At 44.1% G+C, this 18,998-nt stretch carries 19 protein-coding genes, 1 pseudogene and 1 riboswitch; of the genes and pseudogenes, 2 read left to right on the top strand and 18 right to left on the bottom strand.

Going from position 1 to position 18,998, the window contains the following annotated elements; all coding sequences use genetic code 11:
* The first annotated feature begins 253 nt into the window (after nt 1-253).
* A complete protein-coding gene (locus tag WBS51_RS10745) occupies nt 254-706 on the top strand; it encodes a hypothetical protein (RefSeq protein WP_173748809.1) in 453 nt (150 codons plus the stop codon).
* Nucleotides 707-736: 30 nt separating this feature from the next.
* Nucleotides 737-1,252 carry a hypothetical protein gene (locus tag WBS51_RS10740; RefSeq protein ID WP_173748810.1) on the top strand — a complete coding sequence of 172 codons (516 nt, stop codon included), beginning with the start codon at nt 737-739 and terminating at the stop codon, nt 1,250-1,252.
* A 198-nt stretch (nt 1,253-1,450) separates the two neighbouring features.
* Here the strand turns inward: WBS51_RS10740 and WBS51_RS10735 are convergent, their stop codons facing one another.
* From WBS51_RS10735 to WBS51_RS10650, 18 genes and pseudogenes are all read right to left on the bottom strand, one after another.
* Nucleotides 1,451-1,591, bottom strand: a complete 141-nt coding sequence (locus WBS51_RS10735; protein WP_173748811.1) for a hypothetical protein — start codon at nt 1,589-1,591, stop codon at nt 1,451-1,453.
* 1 nt (nt 1,592) lies between these two features.
* Nucleotides 1,593-1,736: a DUF3990 domain-containing protein gene (locus tag WBS51_RS10730; RefSeq protein WP_244092032.1), complete on the bottom strand. Its 144-nt coding sequence runs from the start codon at nt 1,734-1,736 to the stop codon at nt 1,593-1,595.
* A gap of 172 nt (nt 1,737-1,908) precedes the next feature.
* A complete protein-coding gene (locus tag WBS51_RS10725) occupies nt 1,909-2,127 on the bottom strand; it encodes a DUF3791 domain-containing protein (protein ID WP_173748812.1) in 219 nt (72 codons plus the stop codon).
* 64 nt (nt 2,128-2,191) lie between these two features.
* On the bottom strand, nt 2,192-2,374 hold the full coding sequence (locus WBS51_RS10720) for a hypothetical protein (RefSeq protein WP_173748813.1): 183 nt from the start codon (nt 2,372-2,374) through the stop codon (nt 2,192-2,194).
* Nucleotides 2,375-2,648: 274 nt separating this feature from the next.
* Nucleotides 2,649-3,392 carry an ABC transporter ATP-binding protein gene (locus tag WBS51_RS10715; protein ID WP_173748814.1) on the bottom strand — a complete coding sequence of 248 codons (744 nt, stop codon included), beginning with the start codon at nt 3,390-3,392 and terminating at the stop codon, nt 2,649-2,651.
* A gap of 16 nt (nt 3,393-3,408) precedes the next feature.
* Nucleotides 3,409-4,422: an ABC transporter substrate-binding protein gene (locus WBS51_RS10710; protein ID WP_173748815.1), complete on the bottom strand. Its 1,014-nt coding sequence runs from the start codon at nt 4,420-4,422 to the stop codon at nt 3,409-3,411.
* Nucleotides 4,423-4,441: 19 nt separating this feature from the next.
* Nucleotides 4,442-5,206 (bottom strand): ABC transporter permease, encoded by a 765-nt coding sequence (locus WBS51_RS10705; protein WP_294462645.1) that lies wholly within the window; start codon nt 5,204-5,206, stop codon nt 4,442-4,444.
* Nucleotides 5,175-5,471 (bottom strand): thiamine-binding protein, encoded by a 297-nt coding sequence (locus WBS51_RS10700; protein ID WP_173748817.1) that lies wholly within the window; start codon nt 5,469-5,471, stop codon nt 5,175-5,177. The genes WBS51_RS10705 and WBS51_RS10700 overlap by 32 nt, the downstream gene beginning before the upstream one ends.
* A gap of 84 nt (nt 5,472-5,555) precedes the next feature.
* A riboswitch (TPP riboswitch) is annotated at nt 5,556-5,667 on the bottom strand.
* 32 nt (nt 5,668-5,699) lie between these two features.
* On the bottom strand, nt 5,700-7,130 hold the full coding sequence (gene pdxR, locus WBS51_RS10695) for a MocR-like pyridoxine biosynthesis transcription factor PdxR (RefSeq protein ID WP_173748818.1): 1,431 nt from the start codon (nt 7,128-7,130) through the stop codon (nt 5,700-5,702).
* A gap of 31 nt (nt 7,131-7,161) precedes the next feature.
* Entirely contained in the window at nt 7,162-8,841 is a 1,680-nt protein-coding gene (locus tag WBS51_RS10690) for a glutamine--tRNA ligase/YqeY domain fusion protein (protein ID WP_173748819.1), read from the bottom strand.
* A 115-nt stretch (nt 8,842-8,956) separates the two neighbouring features.
* Nucleotides 8,957-9,403: a PaaI family thioesterase gene (locus tag WBS51_RS10685; protein WP_173748820.1), complete on the bottom strand. Its 447-nt coding sequence runs from the start codon at nt 9,401-9,403 to the stop codon at nt 8,957-8,959.
* A 12-nt stretch (nt 9,404-9,415) separates the two neighbouring features.
* Nucleotides 9,416-10,150: a tRNA pseudouridine(38-40) synthase TruA gene (truA, locus tag WBS51_RS10680; RefSeq protein ID WP_342694082.1), complete on the bottom strand. Its 735-nt coding sequence runs from the start codon at nt 10,148-10,150 to the stop codon at nt 9,416-9,418.
* A complete protein-coding gene (locus WBS51_RS10675) occupies nt 10,147-11,337 on the bottom strand; it encodes an HD-GYP domain-containing protein (RefSeq protein ID WP_294462200.1) in 1,191 nt (396 codons plus the stop codon). Before WBS51_RS10675 ends, truA begins: the two co-directional genes overlap by 4 nt.
* Nucleotides 11,285-13,516 (bottom strand): sensor domain-containing diguanylate cyclase, encoded by a 2,232-nt coding sequence (locus WBS51_RS10670; protein ID WP_294462195.1) that lies wholly within the window; start codon nt 13,514-13,516, stop codon nt 11,285-11,287. The genes WBS51_RS10675 and WBS51_RS10670 overlap by 53 nt, the downstream gene beginning before the upstream one ends.
* A gap of 10 nt (nt 13,517-13,526) precedes the next feature.
* Nucleotides 13,527-14,957, bottom strand: a pseudogene (locus WBS51_RS10665) (extracellular solute-binding protein).
* A gap of 11 nt (nt 14,958-14,968) precedes the next feature.
* Nucleotides 14,969-15,325, bottom strand: a complete 357-nt coding sequence (locus WBS51_RS10660) for an Hpt domain-containing protein (protein WP_291681237.1) — start codon at nt 15,323-15,325, stop codon at nt 14,969-14,971.
* 156 nt (nt 15,326-15,481) lie between these two features.
* Nucleotides 15,482-18,043, bottom strand: coding sequence for a PAS domain-containing hybrid sensor histidine kinase/response regulator (locus WBS51_RS10655; RefSeq protein ID WP_294462191.1), 2,562 nt, complete (start codon nt 18,041-18,043; stop codon nt 15,482-15,484).
* Nucleotides 18,044-18,135: 92 nt separating this feature from the next.
* Complete coding sequence (locus tag WBS51_RS10650) at nt 18,136-18,996, bottom strand: leucine-rich repeat domain-containing protein (RefSeq protein ID WP_291681241.1); 861 nt, start codon at nt 18,994-18,996, stop codon at nt 18,136-18,138.
* Nucleotides 18,997-18,998: the final 2 nt, after the last annotated feature.

Here is an 18,998-nt window from a genome sequence, read left to right as displayed (position 1 = left end):
CATACGCTCACTAAGTTAGTTATTTCTAACCTGTCTGTAAAAAGAAAAGACATAGGGTAAAACTGCCTCTCCTCTGTTGAATTAGCTACAACTAACTCTTATGCTACTATCATACTGATTTTTCTATTTTTGTCAATAGTTTTTTTGAAATTCATAGAAAATTAATGAAAATACCTCTTCCTTCTCCTCATAAAAAGGATTATAATGGAGAACATATAAGAGTATGGGAGTGAGACTCAGAAAGGATAATGATATGGGAAATTTTGGAAAAAAACTTTTAGGGATGGGCGCTTTAGGCGCAGCGGCAGGTGCTGCAGCTTACTATTTTGTTAAGAAGAAAAATGAAAATCCGGACTTACAGGAAGAGTTTGCTGACTTTCAGGATAATTTAAAAGAAACTGCTGTTTCTGCTGCAGGCGTTGCTTCTAAATTTAAAAAAGTCATGGAAAAATCCGTAGATGACGCAGTAAGCAAAGTCAAAGAACACACCGACGATTTTCTGGACGACGACATCTTTGAAGAAGAGGATTTTACCGAAGCAGTCAAAGAAACCGCAGAAGATATGGCCGAAGAAGCTGCCGAAAAAGCAGAGGATATCAAAGAGGAAGCAGAAGAAAAAGTACAGACTGCCGCTGAAACCGTCAAAGATATAAAAGACGAAATAAAAGAAGAAGTGAAAGAAGAAGAAAAAGAGAGCGAAGCGTAAATTCGCAGACAAAAGAGGGAGGATAAACCAATGAACAACCAGTTATTCGAGCAGGCAAAAAATGATGATATTCTGTCAAAGGAATTGATTTCTTTTCTTTTGGAAACCATGGAATACAACCGTCTGAGTTTCATCAATGACGCAGTGGAAATTCTGAAGGTCCTGAAAATCCGTATTGAGCGCGGCGACAAAATCACAGACGCAGTTTCTCATCGGATTTACAACCTGCCGGACTTCAAAAACTTTGTCCGCGAGCATTTTTCATCCTACATTTACAGCCAGGTATTTACGGCCTTAAAGGACGAGAAAAGTTATTTCTCCTTAGAGCCCTGTGAAGGCGGTTACGAACTGGTGCTCTCAGACAAAGACCAAAAAGTATACAAATGGATTTCCAGTTTGAACGAAAAGTTTTCTCTGGTTTACATGGCAGCCACTAAGGTCGTATACATAAAAAATGTAAGAACCAAAACCTACACCCCTTTTCTTTCTGCGAACGGCAAATACTGCCGATATGACGAAAGTGTAGGAAAACTTCTGGAAATTTAAGGGGCTATCGGGAAATACCGTTTTTAGCTTCTAAATCTTAAAATAAGAATCTCCCTTAGAAATCAGTGTTTTTTATACCTAATCTTCTATGGGGGATTCTTATTTTTTCTTTTCTGTATGTATTTTAGGGCACAAAGACCCCTCAACTGCATTTTTGAAAGCCTATATGAATAAAGATAAAGTTATATCCTATAAACCTTATATTTCTGCTTGAACAATACGTCCAAAGTTTATCTCATCTTTAAAAAGATCATACACATATTCTGAGCTTTCCATATATAAACCGGTTTCTTTATCCTGAAGTTTTTCAAAGACTTTTGAGTTATAAAACTTATCCATATTAATTTCCTACCTTTCGTAAAAGTTTTATACTTTTTTCTGTATGAAAAGAATACTGCGATGATGTCTTTTTATATATCATTCCTTTCAATAAGGTTTCAAAATCAATAATTTCATTTTCATACTGACGAAATAATAATGCCATATTATCATCCGCAACAGGTCCTATAACCATATCATATTTGTAAATGTTCGATTTCTATTATTCATGACAAATTTTGCACATTCTTCCGTTGTTTCTAAACCGAAATCTTTATATGGTCTGCACATTGCCAAATTTATACTATCAATTACAATATTACTTCCATGATATAATCTCATAACACGCCTCCGTTTTTTCGGCACAATATCCCTAAGTCTTCTATTATTGTTTCAAAATCTAAAGTATGCTCAACTTCATAGTTTTCTTTTATAAACGCAATACCTTTAAACTGAAAAGGGTAACGAAATGCTTCCTGTATACTGAGATTATGATGTTGTGCAAATTCGTTTACACATGCAACAGTAAAACCTATTTTCTTTTTCTTTTCACTCATCCAAAACCTCCATTTACTCTTATCTATTGAACTATAGTATTATAGTCCAAACAACGATGACGCGTCAAAAAGTACAGCATTCGGTAAGCACAGCCCATACGTATCTGCAAATATTCTTATTAAATTCACCTGATGGTTCTTTATTTTCTTCATAATCCTTTTGTAAAACCTGCTTAATTTCCTCAAACTTCTCATAAGCTTCTTCTTTTTGAAGTCTGTTCCAGTAATGCGGCACAATCTTCTTCATAATACATGATTGTCACATTCTCCCAACATGTCCCTCTGCTTTCTACACTTTATTTTAACTGATTTTTATCTGCAACTCAAGAAGATGAAGAAACAAAAAGAAAAAGCCGCATTTCTGCGACCTTCTCATACCTTTTCCCATCTCTACCTCACCACATACAAACCCTTCACAAAAACACCTCACAGCTGCGTTATCATGTTGTAATACTTTCCGATATCTCCAAATGCATTTTTATAATAGTTCTCCACTGCTATCTGAATATTATATGCGGCTTTTAATTTTCCCCTATCTTCTCCAGAATATACCGTTTATACTCCAGAAACTCTGGCGTCAGATTAAAATCCGCCGCTCTGGGCTTTTTCTCTTTTATCACAATTTCTTCTGTGATGGTTCCCGGACTCCCTGTTAAAAGATAAATCCGGTCCGCCAAAAGAATGGCCTCGTCTATATCATGTGTAATAAAAATTGTAGACAGGTGAATCTGCTCCATGACGTTTAAATACCACTTATGCATGGCAATTTTTGTCAGGGTATCAAGGGCGGAAAACGGCTCGTCCAAAAGGGCAATTTTCTGAGAAAACATATACGTCCGCAGAAGCGCTGCTCTCTGGCGCATACCCCCGGAAAGCTGAGCCGGGTACTTTTTCTGAGTCCCTTCCAGCCCAAATTCCTGAAAATAGGGCTGCACCTGACTTCTCGCCGCCTTCTTTTTCTCCCCCTTGATAATCAGAGGCAGGGCCACATTGTCTTCAATGGTGCGGTAAGGCAGAAGCAAATCCTTCTGAAGCATATAGCTGACCTTCCCCGGACTGCCTGTAATCTCCTCCCCGTCTAAAAACACCTGTCCGCTGTCCGGCTTTAAGATACCGGAAATCACATTAAAAAGTGTTGTTTTTCCGCCGCCGCTGACGCCTAAAAGAGCCACCAGTTCTTTCTCCCCCAGACGGATGGACACGTCCTCCAGAACCTTCCTGCCGTCAAAGGATTTTGTCACATGGGAAACTTCAAGCTGTGCCATTTTTTTGCCGCCTTTCTTATTCCGGAAGATACTCATTGGAAAATCCTGTATTTTCCGGTATTTCTGTTTCTGACAGGCCGTTTTCATTCAGCCAGTTATAAAAAGCGTTCCACCGCTCGGGGCTGATATATCCCCAGCGTTCTTCCTCTGCCTTATACTGGTCAGCCAGATATTTCTGACTGGCTTTTACCAGTTCCACATCCAGTTCCGGTGAAGCCTCACAGAGAATGTCTGCTGCCGCATCCGGGTCTTCAATGGCAAATTCATACCCCTTTTTCAACGCTCTCAAAAAAGATTTTGCCGTTTCCGGCTCTTTTTCCAGAAATTCGTTATTTCCTATAATTACAGGTGTATAATAGTCAAATACCGGATTGATATCTTTAAACGCAAAGTAGTCTGTATCCAGACCTGCCACTTCTGTAGCTACACCAGCCCAGGCGTAAAACACCCAGATAGCGTCCACGGACTTTGTCTTCAGTGCGGATACCTCGTCCGTCACTGTGCTTGGAATCAGTTCCACTTTACTGAAATCCCCTCCGTCTTCCTCCACCACGTTTTTCATCATGGCTTTTTCAATGGGAGCGTCCCAGGTGGCATACTTTTTCCCTTCCAGTCCCTTGGGACGGTCCATGCCCTCCCCTTTTCTGGAAATAATACCGGAAGTGTTGTGCTGTACAACAGCAGCTATGGCTGTATTGGGAAGTGCGTCTTCTCCCGCTACCGCCGGTGCCATCGTATCCTGAAAGGAAACACCCAACTGGGCTTTTCCCGATGCCACCAGGGCGTCTGCACCGTCCTCCGGCGGCTGTACGATTTCCACTTCCAGCCCCTCATCTTCAAAGTATCCCTTTTCCTTGGCCACATACAGACCGGTATGGTTGGTATTCGGTGTCCAGTCCAGTACAAAAGTCAGCTTTTCTGTTTTATTTTCTGCTTTCTTCTCTTCTTTCAGAGCGCCGGATTCCCCGCAGCCTGTAAAAGCTGTGAGAACTGCCGCGCACAAAAGCGTCGCAAAATATTTCTTTTTCATGTATCTTTTCTCCTCTGTCTTATTTCACATTTTCCCAGGGCATGGCCTTTTTCTGCAGAATTTCCACCAGCTTCATAAGAATCAGGCTGATAATGGAAATGAGAAAAATCACGGCAAACATTTTGTCATAAGCAAATGCTTTTTTTACCCGTGTCATGTAAACCCCAAGACCGCTGAAGCCTCCCAGCCATTCAGAAATCACAGCGCCTACTACGGAATACGACACGGAAATTCTAAGACTGGCAAAAAAGTGACTCATGGCTCCCGGCAGCTTAATATAACGAAAAATCTGAAACTCTCCTGCCCCCATGGAACGCATGAGATTGATCATATCTTTATCCGCAGACCCAAAACCGTCCAAAAGTCCTACGGTAATAGGAAAAAAAGTCACCACCACAATGAGAATCACCTTTGGCAGCATTTCATATCCAAACCACAGCACCAAAAGGGGCGCAATGGCCACCGTAGGGATGGTCTGGGTCAGAACAATTAAAGGATAAAAGGCTTTGTACAGCTTTTCAAACCGCTCCATGATTACCGCCATGAGAAAACCCACGGCAATACCGCAGGCCAGTCCCAGAGCCGCCTCCAAAAGCGTTACCTTTGCATTTTCCATTAAAAGCCCGAAATCCCCCACAAAAGCCTTCCCCACATCCACCGGGGAGGGCAGCATAAAGTTGGGAATCAGCCCAGCCATGGAAACCGCCTGCCAAAGCACCAGCAGTACAGCCAGAGCCGACACGGTCCAGATTTTACTGGTGGTGTTTTGAGACTTTTCTTTCAATGGTAAGCACATCTCCTTCCGGCTTGTAGCTGACCTTAATATAAGCAGCTACAGACGGCGCTCCTGCCTTCACTGCAATATGCTGACATTCCTTTACAATGTCCATGAGTTCGTCATAGTCTCCCTCAATGGTTGTCTCAAAAGGGCCTACATAATAATTATTTCCCGTACTTTTAATATAGGCAATCACCTCGTCTACAATACGGATTAATTCCTCGTCGTCTTTTGCCTCCGGCAAAGTCTGGATAGCTACGCTTGCGTTCATATTTCCTTCCTCCTTATTCTCTTTCTGTATAAAAAATCCCACCAGGGAGTACCTGATGGGATTCATGTCTGTATCTGAACCTGCAGATTTTACAAAATGCTTCCTACGCCGGCATTATCCGAATCAGGTATGAGGGTCTAAAACGAATGTGGTTTTATTCTCAGCCGGACTTGCTCCAGCTCCCCTTGCAACGTTCAGTTTACTGTATTTATAATTTTCTGTCAATACTTATTCCCAGACCTCTTTCAATTTCCTCATGGCTTTTTCGATTTCTTCTTCGGTCATGCAGGCATAGCCCAGAAGTACCTTTCTTTCCGGTTCTTTTTTTATCTTGCTGCTTTCTATGCCGTATTCCGAGTATCCGTAGACCTGAACACCGGCCGCTTCTGCCCGCAAAACTGCCTCCTCTTCTGTCAGCCCGTTTGTGAATTCCAGTACCAGATGAAGTCCCGCATATTCTCCCGAAAAAGTACAGATATCCCCCATATCCCGCAGAACTTTCACCATTTTGTCATGCTTGCTTTTATAGACAGCCCGCATACGGTTCAAATGCCGCTCATATCCTCCTTCTTTTAAGAATAACTCCAGTATCTTCTGGTCTGCTCTGGACACGGTTACTGAAAAAGGACTTTTCCGCTCTGCATACTGCTCTGCCAGAAACTCCGGCAAAACCATATAGCTGACACGAATGGACGGGGCAATGGATTTGGAAAAAGTTCCCATATAAATCACACGCCCGCCCCTGTCAAATCCCTGCAGAGCCGGAATAGGCTTTCCGCGGTAACGGAACTCGCTGTCGTAATCATCCTCAATGATGTAGCGATTTTCCGCTTCCTCTGCCCAGTCCAGAAGTGCCATACGGCGTTTCAGGGGCATAACCGTGCCTGCGGGAAACTGGTGAGAGGGCATCACATAGGCAATCTGTGCACCGGAATCTTTCAAAGAGGAGATACACATACCGCTTTCGTCCTGCTTCACCGCTTTTACCTCATACCCAATGTGCAGAAAATCGTAATATGCAGTCAGGTAGGTATGGTCTTCCATGGCAATCACACGGTTTTTCCCCAGAATGGTTCCCAGGAGCATCAGCAGATAATCGTTTCCTGCTCCAATTAATATCTGCTCCGGGCGGCACCGCATGCCTCTGGCCTGATACAGATATTCCGCCACTGCGCTGCGAAATCCATATTCTCCCCAGGGATTTCCCAGCTGAAACAGGGTATCGTCATCCTCTGAGAGCACCTGCCTTGCCAGCTTTTTCCAGACATTGTGAGGAAAACCGCCGGGCGCTATGCCGTTTAAAGAAAAATCATAGGCACAGGTTTTCTGTTCTCTCGCTGCCCTTTTAGAGGGATTCTCTTTTTCTGTTTTCCACTCTTCTGTCCTCTTCCTGCCGGGAACGTAGAGGCTGTCTATTTCGCAGATATAGTAGCCTTTGCAGGGAATGGACTCAATATACCCTTCGGATACCAGCTGGTCATAGGCCAAGTCTACGGTGCTTCGGCTCACAGCCAGACATCTGGCAAAGGCTCTGGACGAAGGCAGCTTTTCTCCCGGTATTAAATGCTTCTGCTGCACAGCCCTTTTGATATAGTCACAAATCTGCTCGTAAATCGGCACTTTGCTTTTTGTATCCAGAGGAATTAGTAATTCGTTCACAGGCTCCTCTTTTCGTATAAAATCTTAATCATTACTGATTCAGTTTAAAAGAACTCTTCAGAGACACAATGCGGTTAAATACCGGCGCTCCCGGTTTGCTGTCATGGCAGTCCGCACAGAAAAATCCGTTTCTCACAAACTGGAACCGGTCGTAAGCCTCTGCTTTTCCAAGTTCCGGCTCTACCAGACAGCCTTTGACTACCGTAAGAGAATTCGGATTCAGGTTCAAACTTCCGTCTTCCTTATTGTATACGCCTTTTTCTTCATCTACGATATTCTCATACAGACGGCACTCCGCCTCTACGGCTGTCTCAGCGCAAATCCAGTGAATCGTTCCTTTGACCTTTCTTCCGTCCGGGGAATTTCCGCCTTTGGAGGCCGGGTCATACGTACAGTGGATAACCGTTACATTTCCCTCTTCATCCTTTTCGCAGCCTGTACAGGTCACAAAGTACGCATTCATGAGGCGCACTTCATTGTCCGGATAGAGACGTTTGTATTTCTTTACCGGAACTTCCATAAAGTCTTCTCTTTCAATGTAAAGTTCTCTTCCGAAAGGCACTTTTCTGCTGCCCAGTTCCGGATTTTCCATGTTATTTGGCACTTCCAGGTACTCGATTTCGCCTTCCGGATAGTTGTCAATAACCAGTTTTACCGGGTCTAAAACAGCCATCATACGAGGCGCTTTCATCTTCAAATCTTCGCGGATACAGTATTCCAGCATAGCGTAATCCACAGAACTGTTGGCCTTTGAAACACCGCAGAGCTCTACGAATTTCTGAATGGATTCCGGTGTAAAGCCCCGTCTTCTAAGAGCCGCAATGGATACCAGACGAGGGTCATCCCAGCCGTCTACAATGCCGTCTTCTACCAGCTTTTTGATATAACGTTTTCCTGTCACTACATTGGTCAGATACAGCTTTGCAAATTCAATCTGCTTTGGCGGATGGGGATATTCCAGTTCTGTTACTACCCAGTCATACAAAGGTCTGTGGTCTTCAAATTCCAGGGTACAGATGGAATGGGTCACACCTTCAATGGCATCTTCGATGGGATGTGCAAAATCATACATAGGGTAAATGCACCATTTGTCCCCGGTGTTGTGGTGTGTCATATGCGCCACACGGTAGATAACCGGATCACGCATATTGATATTAGGAGAAGCCATGTCGATTTTGGCGCGAAGTACCTTGCTGCCGTCCTCAAATTCTCCGTTTCTCATTTTTTCAAATAATTCCAGATTTTCCTCCACACTGCGGTTTCTGTAGGGACTTTCCTTGCCCGGCTCTGTCAGGGTTCCTCTGTATTCCCGGATTTCCTCTGCCGTCAAATCACAGACAAAGGCTTTCCCTTTCTTAATCAATTTTACAGCCGCTTCGTACATCTGCTCAAAGTAGTCAGAAGCAAAGTACAGACGGTCTTCCCAGTCTGCGCCCAGCCATTTGATATCTTCCTTGATGGACTCCACAAACTCTACCTTTTCCTTAGTCGGATTGGTGTCGTCAAAACGCATATTGAACTTTCCGTGGTATTTCTGTGCAAGACCATAGTTTAATAAAATAGACTTTGCATGTCCGATATGCAGATAACCATTTGGCTCCGGCGGAAACCTGGTACAAATTTCCTCGTATTTGCCCTCTGCCAGGTCTTTTTCAATCATCTGTTCAATAAAGTTTTTAGAAACGGTTTCTTTTGCTGTTTCTTTTTCCACTTTTTTCTTCCTCCATCTATCGTAATTTCTTCCTTTACAGTCTAAGGACTATAGTACCATAAATTCCCGCTTTTTCAAAGGCTTTGCTTTTATTTTTTTATTTGCATTCAAAATTTCACTCCAGAATCATGAAATTTGCCGTGGCAGTGGCTATGAGATTCCCCGTTTTTTCAGACCGGCATGCTGCAGATACACTGCAGATTCTCCGTCCGGCCCGGTCTGCTTTTGCCGTTACCAGCAGGGCGTCCTGAGCCATGGCAGGGGAGAGATAATTCAGGTTCAGGTTAATGGTAGGAATTTTTTCACTTCCGCTGACGCTGCGCACCGTAACGCCGCAGGTGGTGTCAATAGCCGTGGCTATGAGACCTCCGTGCATGGTTGCCATGTGATTTAATTCCCATCTCTGTACCGGAAAACGAAGGGTTACACTTTTTTTCTCGTAATTGCAGGCATAAAATTCCACCTGCATCCGGCTGTACAAATGATCCGGGTCCTTAGGATAAAGCTGTTCCATGCTCTTACGAATTTCCTGTTCCATTTCCCGGTTTCTGCTGTTTTCCATACTGTCTTCCTCCTAATACCGCACTTCCAGCAGGGTCAGTCCCCTGGCCGGCGCTGTAAATCCCGCCGCTCCTCTGTCGCAGCGTTCCAGAATTTCCATCATTTCCTCTGGCTTTCTCTCTCCTCTTCCCACTTCAATCAGAGTTCCGGTGAGAATTCTTACCATATTATAAAGAAATCCGTCGCCGGTATAGGTCATGCGGATTTCCTGCCCCTCTTCCCGGATTTCGATGTCATATATGGTTCTGACCGAAGTCTTTTTCATCTTTTTATTGGAACAAAAACTTTTAAAATCATGAGTTCCCGTCAAAAATTCCGCCGCCTCTCTCATGGCCGGTACATCCAGATTTTCATGAAGCGGGCACTGGTATTTCCGCTCAAACACATTCTTATGAGAACCTGCAGCAACGCGGTACTGGTACACCTTTTCTCTGGCGTTTAAGCGGCTGTGGAAACGGTCTGCCGCCTGCTTCACCCGGACAATCTCAATATCCTCCGGAAGATACCGGTTGAGATATTCGCAGATTTCCTCACTAGTCTTTTCCGTCTCCATATGCGCATTTGCCACCTGCCCTGCCGCGTGCACCCCTGCATCGGTCCTGCCCGCGCCCTGTATCGTCACCGGAGTCTGGCACATACGGGATAATACCTCTTCGATTTTCCCCTGTATGGTGTTGTCTGTATCTTTCTGCTTCTGCCACCCGCCGTACCGGGTTCCGTCATACTGTATATCCAAACGATAATTCAAGGTTTTTTCTCCCCCTTCTGAATAGCAACTTTCTTTTGCAAAGAATCTGTGTGAACCGGAATGTTTAAGGACTGCATAATATTTTCCGTTGCCGTAAAAATCCGGTCATGGTTTCCCTGACCCTCCTTTTCCAGCGCCTCCAAAATCTCATCCTCCAGTACGAAAAGAGCGTCCAACAACATGGGATTAAACGCCCCGCACTCCCCGTTTGCAATCATCTGTATGGCCTCATGGCTGGAATAGGCTTTTTTATACACTCTCTCACTGGTAAGCGCATCATATACATCTGCAATGGCTACAATCTGAGCATGGAGCGGAATTTCCCCGCCTTTCAAACCGTCCGGATACCCCTTTCCGTCCCAGCGCTCATGATGCCATCTGCAGATATCATAAGCAAATTTTACCAGCGGTTCCTCCTGATACGGTTCTAACCTGCTTACAATATCTGCACCAATAGCCGAATGCGTCTTCATAATCTCATATTCCTCTTCTGTCAGCTTGCCCGGTTTATTCAGTATTTTTTCTGAAATTGCAATTTTTCCCACATCATGCAGCGCCGAGGCCAACGCAATATTGCTGATGTCTTTGCCGGACAAGTTCACCTGATGGGTGGTTTCCGATAAATAACGGCACAAAATTTCCGTAATAATCCGGATATGCAGCACATGCAGCCCACTCTCTCCATTCCGAAACTCTACAATGTTGCTGAAAATGGTCATCATCATATCGCTGTTCTTTTTCCGCTCATAGACCTGCTCTGCCACCATTTCTTCCAGCCGCCGCTTCTTGGCGTAGAGCATCAGTGTATTTTTAATGCGCTGCTGTACCACATAACGGTCAAACGGACGGTGTATATACTCTGTTCCTCCCAGTTCATACACCTTATGCATAAAAGCCAGAGAATCCTCCGATGTAATCATAATGACCGGAATCCTTTTTATCCACTGCTTTTCCTTCATCTCTTTTAAGACTTCCAGGCCATCCTTTTGGGGCATAATAAAATCCAGCAGGATTAACTGAATCTCCAAGTGGTTTTTTTCCAATAAATCAATCGCTTCCTGACCGTCATAAGCTTTTATCAGATTGTAATCTTCTTTCAGCATTTCTGTCAGGATTTCCTGATTGATTTCCATATCATCTACAATCAATATGGTCTCTTTGTATTTCGTTGCCTGTTCTCTTTTCATATTCCTTAAACTGTCCTTTTTCAGCCTTTTTCACTGTATACATTGCTTTATCTGCCCGTTCCAGTAATTCTTCACAACTCCGTCCGTCTTCAGGATACCATGCAATTCCACCGGAAATACAAATGGAGTACTCCTGGTTTTCCTGTAACCGAATCGTTGTATGTTTCAGCCGAACCTGCAGGCGTTCTATATAATGGCGAATTTCTTCTTTGCCGGAACAGCCATAGAAGAAAATACAGAATTCATCGCCCGCAAGACGGCATACCACCGCTGACTGGGGCACGCCCCGTTTCAGACATTCCGCCGCCGTTTGAATATACTGGTCTCCGCAGCCATGCCCGAAGGTATCGTTTATATGTTTCAAGTTGTCCAGATCAATCATCACAAAAGCTGCTTTCTTTAATTGTTTTGGATTCTCAAACAGAACCCGGAGCCGTTCAAAGAAAGCCCGCCGGTTGTTCAGACCAATCAGTACATCATGATTTCTTTCGTATTCCATGCGTTTCAAGTCTAAAGTCTGCTTCGTCACATCTTCTACGAATCCGATGTAATAATTTTCACTGTCCTTTACCATAGTACGGACAAAGCGATATTCTCCAGGGTGTTTTCCCGGAATCTGATACAGGGTTACTTCCCCTTCGGATTCCTTATAAACCTCCAGTTCCTGAAAAATCTGCCAGAAATCTTCCATGCAAAGCTCTGTGGAATCCTTTGGAGGCAGCCCGAAAATTTCAAAAAACTTATCTGTTATAAATACGGTCTTGTCCTTCCGGTTCACTTCAAATGCTGCAAGAGGAATATCAGCCATGTGAATAATATTAGAAAATTTATTCATAACCTGATTTAACCGTATGCTTTGCTGTACCAATGCATTGGATAATTTGTCAATTTCCAGAATTCCCGTCTGCGTCAGAGTGAAGGGCTTCGTCAGCTTTATGGCCTCTACTTCATGCACTAATTTCAGCACAGGTCTGGATATATAGATAATACCAATCACACCGCCAAGACCGCCAATCGCCACAGCCAGAACTGCAATCCAGGAAAACATCTTAAGCAGTCTGTCTGTAAACTGGAACAGGTCCTCTTCCCGGGCAATCCCCGCCAGAACCCATTTCTGTTCGTAAAACGGGCTGCTTTCATTGTACAGTTCCAGATAGGTAATTTCCGCACACAACTGCTCTGACTGGCTATCTATATAGATTTGTCCGTCTTTTTTTGAAAATACGGTTTCTCCCCCCTGCGAAAAGGCGGACATGTAAGTATTTCCGGATAGCAGCACATTTTCTACAGTGCTTTCATCTCCTTTTTGAATTCCTATAAAATAAGAACCGTCCTTATTATCATCAATTAATTCCAGATAGGGAAGCAGCTTTTTAACGTATTCAGACATTAAGTCAATGCCCAGAACACCATAAACCGTCCCATCTTCTAAAACCAGGGGAACTGAATACGTTATGGCTTCTTTTTGCGCACAGTCATTTATCCCGGTATATCCCCAGTAACCAAAGTCCAGAATATCCCTCTCTTTTACATTTTCCGTATTTTTTGCAGCCTGATATGGCTCATACAAATAGGGCAGATAATCTCCGCACTGGGAAAAGTTAAATTTTGTTTTCCATCCTTCATCCGTAGAAAATTCCTGCTGCCGTATGAACTCAGCCGGCGCATAACTCCACAACAAATCCTGATTGCGCTCCCACGCTCTTGATGCCGGGTCATAATCATGCAGATACAGCCCGGGTTTGTCTTCGTATAGACCCTCCTGCTTCTTTTCTTCCAGATTTTCTGTATTCAAAACCAGAAACGCACCTGTCACGCCATTGGAACGAACAAGAGAAATCAGCACATCACTGGTTTCTTTCAGCAAAGGCATACTGCTCTCAGAACTTTTGTCCAGACTGTCCAGTGAAATGCTTCCCGCATCCACCAGTTTCTGGGTCATATTGTTGATTTTCGTGGTGGAATCTTCTATATCTGCCCACCGCACACGCATTTTTTCTTCCAGATAATTTTTTCGGTTTACCACGCGTTCATGAAAAATGTTTCTCTCATTGGTTTGCATATACTCCAAAACATCTCCATGAATGACGTTATATCCGATTAACATTCCTTCAAAAACAAAAATCACCAGAAGTAATGCCACCATTTTAACCGCAATCGAAACCCCTCTTTTCTTCATGAGACGCCTCCTACAAAACCTCTTCCAGAGCCTGCTTTGTCTCTGTATACCATTCCTCAAATGCTTCTTCACTGATAAAATCCGCTACGGCTTCTTCCAATGTCTTTCCTTCCTCCAGACGCTGTACTACAACCTGCCGGGCTTCTTTGGCCGAATCGCCTAATGCATACTCCAAAACACTGCGGGCATCTGTTCCATGCTCAAAGGCCTTTGTTGTATACAATTCATTATCCAGAATTTCTCCAATGGCTGTTTTCACAATGTCCATATTCACGTCTGGATTTTCCCGTTCCTGTTTTTGAATTGTGCCCAGATTGTTGGCGCTTTTTTTCACCGGAAGATAGCCGGAAGAAAGCACAAACTGAAGGTTTTGTTCCTCCTGGGTAAACCATTTTAAAAATTCTACAGAAGCATACACTTCTTTTTCTCCGGTATCTGTCACTACCATGCCGGCGCCCTGCTGAACGGCCACGGAACCTCCGCCTTCAAATTCCGGCGCCTGCAGCACTTCCAAATCAATGGGGTATGTCAAAGTATCGCTGATTGTCACCTCTTCCGGGAAAAACATAGCCCCTGAAGAAGAGCCTACAAACGCTAAAATATTTCCGGTCTTCACATCATCGCTGCGAAAACTTCCTGACGCTGCAAAATAGCCCTTCACAAAAGGAACGTAATAGTTTTCCCACAGCTTTTTCATCACATCTTTATCAAAATTCAAGGTAACTGTTCCGTTTTCTACGGAAAAAATCTCCACGCCCTGCTGCATGGCGCCTATAATCATATAATTCGCCATGGCATCGCGGCCAAAAAACGCTTTTCCGTCATTCTTTTCAGGCGTCAGGCCGTCCGTCCATTCATAATAATCCTGTGCCGTTTTTGTAACGCCTTCCATGGTAGCTAACTGACTCTCGTCAGCGCCTGTTGCCTCTGCAAACTTCTACCAGTCTGTCTTATTCATCACAAATACTTCCGTGGATTTTGCTATGGGAAAGATTTTTAATGCATCTTTTCCCGAAAGAACTCCTTCTTCTATGTAACTTTCCACATAGGTATCCAATTCCTGCTGTGTAAAATACGGCTTTAGATCCACAACCAGGCCCATTTTGTCAATTTCATATGCTGTATCCGCATATGCTGCAAAAATGTTGGGCATGGAACCTGCGCCCGCCTTTCGCTCCGCTGCATCCAGTACTGCCTGTTCCAGACTGCTGACATTTCCCTGACTCTTGCCTTCCACCACAATTCCTTTTTCCTGTCCTATTGTTTCATTAAACCCCTGAACCAGTTTGTCAAAGGCTTTTAGCTGCGGACCGTTGTAATAATGCCATATGGTTACGGTAACCGGCTCTTTGGGATTTAACGGACTTTCTTCCTCTTTCGCCTTGCCGCAGCCGCTAAGCAGCAAGCAGACAGCCAGTCCGCAGCCTATTCCTTTATGCATTCTTTTCATTGTCACTTTCCCTCTCTGTATTTTTCAATCGTACGGATAGCAGTTGTATATTCTGACTTTACCTGTTCAAATTGTACATATGCTGTGGAATCCAATGCCTTGCGCAAAGAATCCGTCAGTTCTGCACTTGCTTCCCCCAGCTTTGTAAACCCCAGATTCTGACTGATTCCTTTTAATGTGTGCGCTGCCTGAAAAGCCTGCTGGTGATTGTGCATCTCCAGCCCTTCCTGCAGTTGTCCAAAGGAAGGATCTTCCAAAAACTTCAGCACAATTCTTTCTATCAGTTTTTCACTGCACAGCCGCTGCATGGTTCCCTGATAATCTGCCCCCATTTCGCCATAACACTCTGCTAAATTCATACGCTTTCCTCTTTTCCATATGATTTAAAATTATAGTATAACCAGCTTTTATTGTCTACTTCTTACACCCTGTGCAAAGAAATGTTTCCGCAAAAATACAATTCTCCCGACAGACCTTATTTTCACTGCTTTCCATTGTCTGTCAGGAGAATCTTTTTATTTCTGCTTTTTATATTGAGTTAAAATTGCAAACAGCTGATTGGCATCCAGTGGCTTGGATACATGCTGATTCATGCCTGCTTCTCTTGTCTTTTTCCGGTCCTCCTCAAAGGCATTGGCAGATAAAGCAATCATGGGAATGGTTTTTGCATCTTCTCTTGAAAGCTTCCGGATTTCTTTTGCTGCCTGCAGTCCATCCATCACAGGCATCATGACATCCATGATAATGCAGTCCATCTCCCCTGGTTCTGATTTTTCAAAAATTTCCAACGCTTCCGCCCCGTTTGCCGCACAGGTAACTTCCACCTTTCCTTCCTCCAGCACATACTGGGCAATTTCCCGATTCAATTCATTGTCCTCTGCCAACAATACATGCATACCGGCCACGTCAAAGGACTGGCCCTCCTCCACAGATTCTTTGTTTTCCTGCCTGTTTATCTCAAAAGGCAGCCGTACAAAAAAGCAGCTTCCCTCGCCTATCTGACTGCTCAAATGGATGGTGCCGCCCATCTGGTCTACCAGTTTTTTTGTAATCGCCATACCAAGCCCGGTTCCCGCATAAGAAGTTCTGGCGCCCTGGGTTTCCTGGGTAAAGGCCTCGAAAATATGCTTCTGAAACTCTTCTTTCATGCCGATTCCCGTATCTTTGATTTCAAATTCCAGCCAGACTGTGTTCTCACATCCCTGTGTCTCTTTTGTCAGGATTTGAACACTTCCGCATTCTTTGTTATATTTGATGGCATTTCCTATAATATTGATTAATATCTGCCTCAGCTGCAGCGGACAGCCCCTGAGTCTGGCATATCCAATTTCTTCCCGGCGGTCCTGGATTTTTATCTGCTGGAGCTGTGCCTGTGGAAGCAGGATGGACATACAATGATCCAGTACTTCGTGAATATCGAAGGTTTCCTCCACTCTGGTCTGCTTCCCGCTTTCCAGTCTGGACAAGTCCAGCACATCATTGACCAGGGAAAGGAGATGCTCTGCTGACTGGCGAATTTTCCGGCGGCACTCTTTCTGTCTGCTGATGTCTTCTTCCTCGTTTTCCGTAATCGTCAAAAGCCCCAGAATTCCATTAATGGGTGTACGGATATCATGGGACATATGAGACAGAAATTCCGTCTTAACCTTGTTGGCCTGCTGTGCCTCCTGCAAAGCCTCTTTTAAAAGTTCTTCCCGGTCCTGCTTGTCTTTAACCGTATCCGTTACATCCTGCCAGTATCCGCTGAGACGATAGCCGCTGCCCGGAAAATTTTTCTTGCTGGAAACACCCAGCCGAAAATACATCTGTTCTTTTTTTCCATAGCTGCAGGGATAGACAATTTCCTGAAAACCGTTGGCAATGCTGCGTTTCAGCACTTCCATGACTTCCCCTCTATATTTTTCATCAATTCCGGACACCCAATCCCTAAAACAGTTGAAAGAAAGCTCTTCTTCGGGAATTCCCATCAGTTTATGCAGCGTCCTGTCTCCATGCATAACCGGCGCTTTTCCCTCTTCCCAGAGAAGACTCCAAAGCCCGGTCTGGGAGCCGGCCAAAGTTTCCTGCACCTGCTCCAGCGTCTCCCGGCGAGAATCTTCTTTTTCATCCATCAAAGCATCAATATTTCTCGCCCCCATAACGACAACGGTTTCATCCAGGGTTTTGCTTATATCACAAAAGCAAAATTCAAAATGCCTCTGTCTATCTGCTCTCTCCTTAATACAATACCGGAACGACACTCTTCCTGTTTCTCTCACCAGCCGTTTCAGCCGCTTTCTCTCTGTCATATAGCGAACAAATCCCGCATCGTTTTCTGAAACCCAGCGTTCTATGTACTGGCTGATAGCCACATCATATATTTGATTGGTGAACGAAATTTCCGATACCGTTTTCGGCAAGGTATCCGTCATTCGGTAAATGTCGTATTTTCCCGTATCCAGATTTACAATATAAATGGAGTTATAATCTTCGCAGAGTGCATTTAAAATTTCATTGTTCATCTCCAATTCATGGCTCATTTCATTTAACTGCTCCTGCATTTCCAAACGGGCCTGTATGTTTTCTTTCTGTTCCTTTTCCCTGGTAATATCAATAAAAACACCAGTAAACAGACGGGGGTTTCCTTTCTCCCACCGCAGTGTTTCTCCAATGGCATGAAACCAGCGATACCCCTGATACCTTGTCTTCAGACGGTAAATGACGTCATATTTCCCTCCGCATTTTACCGCATGCCAGTAAGCCTCCAATGTAGATTCCCGGTCCTCCGGATGCAGCAATTCAGTCCAGGAATCCAGTCTATCGGGAAAATCCATCCTATTCTCATATCCAAGCATAAAGCGGAATTCCTGACTCCACACAACTTTTGTTATTTCCCCCTGATGATTAAAATGCATCGTCCACATACCCGAAGAAATCAGCTGATGCACCATTTTGGCCTTTCGCTCTTCCTCCATAATTAACGTATTAATTTCCTCTATTAATTGCTGACAGTCTCCCTCTCCCCGAAAAGGAATGGGGGCTATCACCGAAGTCTCTCTCATATTCTGCAGGCATCTGATAATCTCTTTTAACTCCATAGCAGTCCCTTTCCTAAAAACTTGTTTCTCAAAATATCACGGTTCGGTTGCCATTTTACGTCATAGCCTGCCCTTATGCAAGAAAAATCTTTCTACAGGTATTCCACTGCAAATCCGCTGTCCAAAGCATATTTCTCCACGCTTCCGCCCTTTCTGCAGCGGATGGTGGTACTTTTATTTACAATCCACTCTCCGATTTCCTCCGGCTCACCTAAAATCTCCAATACCTTTAGTCTGCCGCAGCCGTGAAAGGCCCATTTTCCTATTTTCTTTACCGAAGATGGAATCCTTGCTTTTTCCAGTGTTTTGCTTTTCAAAAAAGCGCTGTCTCCGATTTCTTCCAGGGAATCCGGAAATTCTACTTTATCCATTCCAGTCCAGTAAAAGGCTTCCCTGCCGATTTTTTTCAGTCCCTGTGCCGGAAATACCACTTCTTTTAAGTTGACGCAGCGGTAAAAGGCCCTGTCTTCTATGATTTCCATACCTTCCGGAAGACAGATTTTCTCCATACTTTCACATTCCTGAAAGGTTCCTGCCTCCAGCTTTCGGAGTCTTCCGCTTTCCAGTTCCACTTTTTCCAGACGTTTGCACTGGGCAAAAGACGACTTTCCAAGAATCTCCAGCTTATCCGAAAACACGGCTTCTTTTAAGCGGATACAGCCGGAAAAGGCTTCTTTTCGGATTTGGGCAACTTCTCCCAGATTAATATTTTTAAGTCCGGTACAGTGATAAAAACTCTGATTTCCAATTACAGCCAGGGTATCCGGAATTTCCGCCTGTTTCACCTTTACATTATTCTTCATGGCCTGGTCCTGAATACTGCGGTAGCAATCGTCCAGTATCAGCACCTTTCCCTTAAAATTTTTCCCCGATTCTCTGTCGAAAACATCCTTTTCTCTTGCTCTCCATGTCAGTGTCCTTCCCATTGTACCTTCCCCTGCTTTCTTTTTCATTT

Source organism: Blautia acetica (assembly GCF_038739805.1).
Lineage (GTDB): Bacteria > Bacillota > Clostridia > Lachnospirales > Lachnospiraceae > Blautia.
The sequence above is the reverse complement of the archived record's forward strand: the minus strand, read 5'-3'. Positions and strand labels throughout refer to the sequence as shown.